The organism is uncultured Aquincola sp. (assembly GCF_964001545.1).
Lineage (GTDB): Bacteria > Pseudomonadota > Gammaproteobacteria > Burkholderiales > Burkholderiaceae_C > Aquincola.
Genome location: NZ_CAXFDV010000228.1, coordinates 1 through 7,494, shown reverse-complemented (window position 1 = coordinate 7,494; position 7,494 = coordinate 1). Strand labels below are relative to the sequence as shown.

At 71.1% G+C, this 7,494-nt stretch carries 4 protein-coding genes; 1 reads left to right on the top strand and 3 read right to left on the bottom strand.

Annotated elements, in window-relative coordinates; genetic code table 11:
* Positions 1-50: 50 nt before the first annotated feature.
* The 3 genes from ABNT58_RS07940 to ABNT58_RS07930 form a co-directional block, all read right to left on the bottom strand.
* Positions 51-1,358, bottom strand: a complete 1,308-nt coding sequence (locus ABNT58_RS07940; protein ID WP_348752963.1) for a malonyl-CoA decarboxylase family protein — start codon at positions 1,356-1,358, stop codon at positions 51-53.
* Positions 1,348-2,055: a GntR family transcriptional regulator gene (locus tag ABNT58_RS07935; protein ID WP_348752962.1), complete on the bottom strand. Its 708-nt coding sequence runs from the start codon at positions 2,053-2,055 to the stop codon at positions 1,348-1,350. The genes ABNT58_RS07940 and ABNT58_RS07935 overlap by 11 nt, the downstream gene beginning before the upstream one ends.
* A 132-nt stretch (positions 2,056-2,187) precedes the next feature.
* The gene (locus ABNT58_RS07930; RefSeq protein ID WP_348752961.1) at positions 2,188-4,644 is read right to left on the bottom strand and encodes a PAS domain-containing protein; all 2,457 of its coding nucleotides are present in this window, start codon (positions 4,642-4,644) and stop codon (positions 2,188-2,190) included.
* 224 nt (positions 4,645-4,868) lie between these two features.
* On the opposite strand from ABNT58_RS07930, the gene uvrA reads away from it, so the two are divergent.
* On the top strand, positions 4,869-7,494 hold a 2,626-nt coding region (uvrA, locus tag ABNT58_RS07925), incomplete at its 3' end, for an excinuclease ABC subunit UvrA (protein WP_348752960.1).

Genomic DNA, 7,494 nt, shown 5'->3' with positions numbered 1-7,494 from the left:
GTTCATGGTGTCTCCAAGGTTGCGCCCGGTGGTCCGGGTCTGCGGGGGTGTCAGAGCAGCGACGTGACGGCCCGTGCCGCCGCGATCTCGCCCTGGGTGAAGGCCTCGTGGTGGGCTTCCACCCGCGACAGGTCGTACAGGTAGTTGACCATCATGCCGAAGGACTGCTTGAGCCCCGGCTTGGACAGGTTGCCCATGGGGTTGAGCCGCTCCAGCCGCGCGCCGTTGTCCAGGTGGAAGCGCGCCACCGGGTCGCCGCTCGGGTGGGGCGTCTGGTGCACCAGGTAGAAGGCGCACAGCCGCTGCAGCGCGCGCTGCGCCTCGGCCGGCAGCGCCTGCAGCGCGGGTGCGCTGGCCAGCTTCGACCAGTCGCCGCCGCAGGCATCTTTGAGCTGCGCGCGGGCTTCCAAAGCACGTTCGGCCACCGGCTTTTTCACGCCAGGCAGCGCCGCCCAGTCCCCGTCCTTGGCCAGCCAGCTGGCAAAGCCGGGAATGGGCGACAGCGTGCAGAACGTGCGCAGCTGCGGCACCTCGCGCTTGAGTTCGTCGGCCACCCGCTTGATGAGGAAGTTGCCCAGCGACACGCCCTTGAGCCCCGGCTGGCAGTTGCTGATGGAATAGAACGTGGCCACCTTGTAGGTGTCGGGGTCGGCCGATGGGCTGGTCTTGTCGATCAACGGCGCCACCGCGGCCGGCATGTCGGGCACCAGCGCCACCTCCACGAAGATCAGCGGCTCGTCGGGCAGCTGAGGATGGAAGAACGCAAAGCAGCGGCGGTCGGGCAGCAGCCGGCGGCGCAGGTCGTCCCAGCCGTCGATCTGGTGCACCGCCTCATGGCGGATCAGCTTTTCCAGCAGCTGCGCGGGCGAGTTCCAGTCCACCTTGCGCATTTCCAGGAAGCCGGGGTTGAACCAGCTGGACAGCAGGTGCAGCAGGTCGGCTTCCAGCGCCTTCAGGCCGGGCTGTTTGGGCAGGCGGTCGAGCAACGCGCGCCGCATGCGCACCACCGCCTCGGTGCCGCCGGGCGTGCGGTTGATGCGGCGCAGCAGCTCCTGGCGCGGCGGCTCGGCGCGTTCGGTCAGGCGGATCAGGTTGTCGGCGGTGGGCTTTTCGGCATAGGCCAGTGCGCTGTCCAGCACCGCCTGCGGGTCGGGGCTGAACTCGCTGGCCAGCTTGTCGAAGAAGCTGGCCTGCTGCTCGGCCGGCAGGCTGTCGAAGCGGGCCACCAGCGTGCGGGCGATGGCCACGCTGTTGGCTTCGCCGCGCTCGGACAGCAGGCGCCGGCAGTCGGTCATCAGGCTGCGCAGCGCGTAATCGCCACCCATGCGGCGGGCGGCACTCTTGAGTTCATCGAGCATGGACGTCACTCTCTTCGGCGGGTGTGGCGGATCGGGCTTCGCGCTGGCGCAGCGCCTTCAGCGCCTGCAGCTGCGCCATCAGGTGGTCGTGCATCAGCCGCTCGGCACGTGGGGCGTCGCGCGCGATCAGCGCCTGCAGCAGCGCCCGGTGCTCGGCGATCGAGGCTTCCATGCGGCCGGGCCAGGCCAGCTGGCGGCCGCGCAGCAGGCGGATGAAGCGGCGCAGGTCGCCGGTGGTGCGGTCCAGCCAGCGGTTGGCGGCCAGCGCCTGCACCCGGCTGTGGAACACGTGGTTGTGGCGGTAGTAGCCGTCGGTGTCGCCGCGGGCGGCGCAGTCTTCCAGCTTGTCGTGCAGGCCTTGCAGGTCGGCCACGTCGGCATCGGTGGCCTTGCGCGCGGCTTCATAGGCGCAGCGGCCTTCCAGCAGCGCCATCACCGGAAACAGGTCGGCGGCGTCGTCTTCCGACAGCTCGGCCACCTGGCAGCCGCGACGCGGCACCAGCGTCACCAAACCCTCGGCGGCCAGCACCTTCAGCGCCTCGCGCAGCGGCGTGCGGCTGATGTGCCACTGCTCCACCAGCGCCATCTCATCGATCCACTCGCCGGGCTGCAGTTGCCGCTCGAAAACCATGGTGCGCAGGCGGGCGGCCACTTCCTCGTGCAAGGAGGTGGGGCGCAGCGGCTCGGTCAGGTCCATGGCTGCAATCTAGAACTCAAAATTCATAATTACAAGCACGGGTGTTCCCTGGGGGTGGTCGCGTGGTGCCTCCGCGGAGCGGGCGGTCCGGCGGTCCGACGGCGCCGCGGCCCAGCGGCGTGGTCGCTGGGGTCAGGGCGTGGCGGCCGGGCAGCCCGGCGCCTGCGGCAGCCAGCGGCCCAGCTCCTGCCGCAGCGCATCCAGCAGCAGCGGCTTGGTCAGGTAGCCGTCCATGCCGGCGGCCATCGCGCGCTGGCGGTCGCTTTCCAGCGCATGGGCGGTCAGCGCCACGATCGGAAAGTGGCGCAACTGGCCGGCCTGCTGCAGGGCGCGCAGCCGGCGGGTGGCTTCCAGGCCGTCCATCACCGGCATCTGCAGGTCCATCAGCACCAGCGCGGGGGCCTGGCGGGCGCAGGCGTCGAGCGCCTGCGCGCCGTCGTCGGCCGTCTGCGAGACCACGCCCAGCGCCTGCAGAAAGCCTTCGCCGATCATGCGGTTGACCGGGTTGTCTTCCACCAGCAGCACATGGCTGCCGGGGGCGGACAGCGCAGGCGCCGGCTCCGGCGGCGTGCCGAAGGGGGCAGCGGCCTCAGCCACCACCGGTGCCGGCCGCGGCGCCGGGCGCAGCAGCGCATCCAGCGCACGCGGCGTCAGCGGCCGCTGGGCCGAGGTGATGTGCAGCGCCTGCGCCGCCTGTTCGATGTCGGCGCGGTGCCAGTCGGGCCGCAGCAGCATCGACAGGTGCGCCTCGGGCAGCGCCTGCCGCAGCGCCTGCAGGTCGGCTGGGCTGCTCAGCGCCCATTGCGAGATCAGCACCGCCACCGGCCGCTCGTCCGCCGGCAGCTGCAGCGCGCGCTCGGCGGCCTCGGCCAGGCTGGTCGGTTGCTGCACCTCGCGGGCGCGGCGCAGCAGCTGCTGCAGCATCCAGGTCACCCGGCCGGGGTCGGTGGCCACCATCCAGACCGGGCCGTCGGGCGGGGGCGGCTCCGGGTCCAGCGGCCCTTCGGTGCGCAGGGTCAGCGTCAGCGTGAACACCGAGCCTGCACCCGGCTGGCTGCGCAGCGTGATGTCGCCGCCCAGGCCCACGGCCAGCGCGCGGGCGGTGGCCAGGCCCAGGCCGGTGCCGCCATGCCGGCGCGACAGGCTGGCATCGCCCTGCACGAAGGCGTCGAACACCTGCGCCTGCTGCTCGGGCGCGATGCCGGGGCCGGTGTCTTCCACCTGCATGCGCATGCGGCACGTGCCGTCGCCCAGCTCCACCACTTCGGTGATCACGCCCACGTGGCCTTCTTCGGTGAACTTCAGCGCATTGCCCAGCAGGTTCACCAGGATGTGGCGCAGCCGCGCCGGGTCGCCGCGCACGCGGGTGCGCCGGCCCAGCCAGTCGAAGTGCACCGCCACCTGGCGGCCGCGGGCCAGCGGCATCAGGCTGCGGGTGGTCACGGCCAGCAGCTCGGGCAGGTCGATGGCTTCGTCGGCGGGCGGGTGGCCGCCCTGCGCGCGCGAGAAGTCCAGCACCTCGTCCACCACCTGCAGCAGCGACCGGCCCGACTGCAGCGCCACTTCCAGGTGCCTGCGCTGGGTGGGCGAGCTGGCGATCTGCAGCGCCAGCTCGGTCAGGCCCAGCACGCCGTTGAGCGGGGTGCGGATCTCGTGGCTCATGTGCGCCACGAACAGCGACTTGGCGGCCGTGGCGCGCTCGGCCGCGTCGCGCGCCTGCTGGGCCTCGGCCAGGGCCGCTTCCAGGCTGGCGGTGCGCTGGGCCACCAGGCGCTCCAGCTCGGCGCGGTCGCGCTCCAGCGCCTGGCGGGCGCGCACCTGCTCGTCAACGTCGATCAGCACGCCGGTCACCCGCACCCGGCCGTCGGCCTGCACATGCGGCGTGGCCATCTGGTGAAACCAGCGGTAGTCGCCCGACTTGCAGCGCATGCGGTACTGCACGTCCAGGTCGGCCAGCTGGTCGCGGGCCTGGCGGGCGGTGTCTTCGTAACGCACGCGGTCGTCGGGGTGCAGCAGCTGCAGCAGGGCGCTGCGGGTGGAAGGCATCTCGCCGGGCTCATAGCCCAGCGCCTCCCACACACGGTCGGCCACCACCATGCGGTCTTCGTCCAGCATGCGCTCGAACAGGGCGTGCGAGGTGGCCAGCATCGCGCGGCCGTAGCGCTCGCTCATGCGCTGCAGCGCCTGGCGCGATTCGCGCGCGGCATGCACGTCGGTCAAGGAGCCGGCCAGCAGCGTGCGCCGGCCATCGGGCCCGGGCCACATGCGGCCGCGGCTGCGCACCCAGCGCCAGCAGTCGCTGCTGTCGCGCAGGCGCACCTCGATCTCGAAGGGCGCGCCGTCGCGGGTGGACTGGTCGGCCGCGGCTTCGAACACCGGCACGTCGTCGGGGTGCAGGTGCTCGGCCAGGCGGCCGGCGCCATCGGGCAGTTGCTCGGGCGTCAGGCCCAGCATGCGGCGCAGGCTGTCGGAATACCAGGCCGCCTCGGTACGCAGGTCGTATTCGAAGAAGCCGTCCATCGCGCTGGCCAGCGCGCGGTCCAGGCGCGCCGACAAGCCGGCCGCATCGTCGGGGGGCGGGGGTGGCACACGAGGCGGAGGCGTACTGCTGGGGGCCATCGAGACTTCTGCCAATGCCACGGCGCGCGTGGAATGGGCGGATGGTAGACCTTGCATTGAATTTGCGGCAACGGCCTCGATGTGCAGGCCTGACGGCTGCTGCACAGCGCATGCCCTTGACCCGGTCGCGGTTGGGGGGCCACTCCTAGAATCTTCCGCCCCGGACCGCTCCGGGCGCACTACAGAAGGACTCCATGACCTCCGGTGTCATCCGCATCCGCGGCGCTCGCCAGCACAACCTCAAGAACCTCGATCTCGACCTGCGCACCGGCGACATGACGGTGGTCACGGGCCCCAGCGGCTCGGGCAAGAGCAGCCTGGTGTTCGACACGCTGTACGCCGAAGGCCAGCGCCGTTACGTCGAAACCTTCAGCGCCTATGCGCGCCAGTTTCTCGACCGCATGGACCGCCCGGCGGTCGACCGGGTGGACGGCGTGCCGCCGGCCATCGCCATCGACCAGACCAACCCGGTGCGCACCTCGCGCTCCACGGTCGGCACGATGACCGAGCTGAACGACCACCTGAAGCTGCTGTTCGCGCGGGCCACCCAGCTGTTCGACCGCGAGACGGCGCTGCCGGTGCGCCATGACACACCCGCCAGCCTGCAGGCCGAGCTGCTGGCACGCGCCGCCGCGGCGGGCGACCCGCGGCTGGTGCTCACCTTTCCGGTGGAGCTGCCGGGCGACACCAGCCCCGAGCAAGTGGAGCAGTGGCTGGCGGCCAGTGGCTTCACCCGGGTGCAGGCCGAGCGTGTCATTGAAGCGCGGCCGAGCGGCGCCGGGCCGTCCCAAGCCGCGAGAGCCCCCTCGGGGGGTAGCGCCGGGGCGGCAGCCCCAAGCTTGGGGGCTCGAAAGCAGCTGGATGTGGTGGCCGACCGCTTCCGCGCCAGCACGGCTGAACCTGTGCGCGTGGCCGAGGCCATCGAGCTGTCGCTCAAGCGCGGCAGCGGGCGCCTGAACGTGTATGCGCTGAAGGACGACGGCGAGCCCGACATCTGGCGCTGGTCCACCGGCCTGCACTGCCCCGAGAGCGACATCCGCTATGCCGACCCCACGCCGGCGCTGTTCTCGTTCAACTCCGCCTTCGGCGCCTGCGAGGCCTGCCGCGGCTTTGGCCGCGTCATCGGCGTGGACATGGGGCTGGTGATCCCGGACGAGCGCAAGACCCTGCGCAACGGCGCCATCAAGCCGATGCAGACGCCCGCCTGGAAGGAGTGCCAGGACGACCTGATGAAGTACGCCGGCGACGCCGGCATTCCGCGCGACACCGCCTGGAACCAGCTCACCCAGGCCCAGCGCGACTGGGTGATCAACGGCTCGCCGCACTGGAACGGCAACTGGAACAAGCAGTGGTACGGCGTGCACCGCTTCTTCGAATACCTGGAGAGCAAGGCCTACAAGATGCACATCCGGGTGCTCTTGTCCAAGTACCGCAGCTACACCGAATGCCCCACCTGCGCCGGCGCGCGGCTCAAGCTCGAGCCGCTGCTGTGGCGCATCGGCAGCAAGGCCCAGGCCGATGCGGTGCTGCCGCCCGAGCAGCGCTTCATGCCGCGCGGCGTGAAATGGAGCCGCGAGCAGCTGGAAGCCTTGCCCGGCCTGTGCCTGCACGACCTGATGCAGCTCAGCATCGACCGCCTGCGCCGCTTCTTCGACAGCCTGCAACAGGACCCGCGGGTGCTGGGCAGCGCGCAGGACACGGCGCTGCAGCTGATCCATGAAGAGATCGGCACCCGCCTGAAGTACCTGTGCGACGTGGGCATCGGCTACCTCACGCTCGACCGGCAGAGCCGCACGCTGTCGGGCGGCGAGGTGCAGCGCATCAACCTCACCACCGCGCTGGGCACCTCGCTGGTCAACACCATGTTCGTGCTCGATGAGCCCAGCATCGGGCTGCACCCGCGCGACATGAACCGCATCGTGCAGGCCATGCACCGGCTGCGTGATGCCGGCAACACGCTGGTGGTGGTGGAGCACGACCCGGCGGTGATGCTGGCCGCCGACCGCCTGATCGACATGGGCCCCGGCCCTGGCGAGCGGGGCGGCCAGATCGTGTTCGACGGCGACCCCGACACCATCAAGAAGGCCGACACGCTGACCGGCGCCTACCTGGGCGGCCGCAAGCATGTGGGCTCGGGCTTCACCCGGCTGGTGGACGAGGCCACGCCCAAGCTCATCCTCGAAGGCGTGCGCGAGCACAACCTCAAGAACGTGTCGGTGAGCTTTCCGCTGCAGCGCATGGTGGTGGTCACCGGCGTGTCGGGTTCGGGCAAGAGCACGCTGATGCAGGACGTGCTGTACCCCGCGCTGGCCCGCCACTTCGGCCAGCCCACGGAAAGCCCTGGCCAGCACGACCGGCTGCTGGGCGCCGACTGGCTGACCGATGCGGTGTTCGTCGACCAGAGCCCCATCGGCAAGACCGCGCGTTCCAACCCCGCGAGCTACGTCGGCGCCTGGGACGCGATCCGCGAGATCTTCGCCACCGCGCCGATCTCGCGCCAGCGCGGCTACACCGCGAGCAAGTTCAGCTTCAACTCGGGCGACGGCCGCTGCCCCACCTGCGGCGGCTCGGGCTTCGAGCACGTCGAGATGCAGTTCCTCTCCGACGTCTACCTGCGCTGCCCCGACTGCGACGGCAAGCGCTATCGGCCCGAGATCCTCGAGGTGCGCATCGAGCGCCATGGCAGGAGCTACAACGTGGCCGACATCCTCGAGCTGACCGTGGCCGAGGCCGCGGCGCTGTTCGATGCCGACCGCGACGTTCTGCGCGTCTTGCAGCCGATCTCGGACGTGGGCCTCGACTACGTCAAGCTGGGCCAGC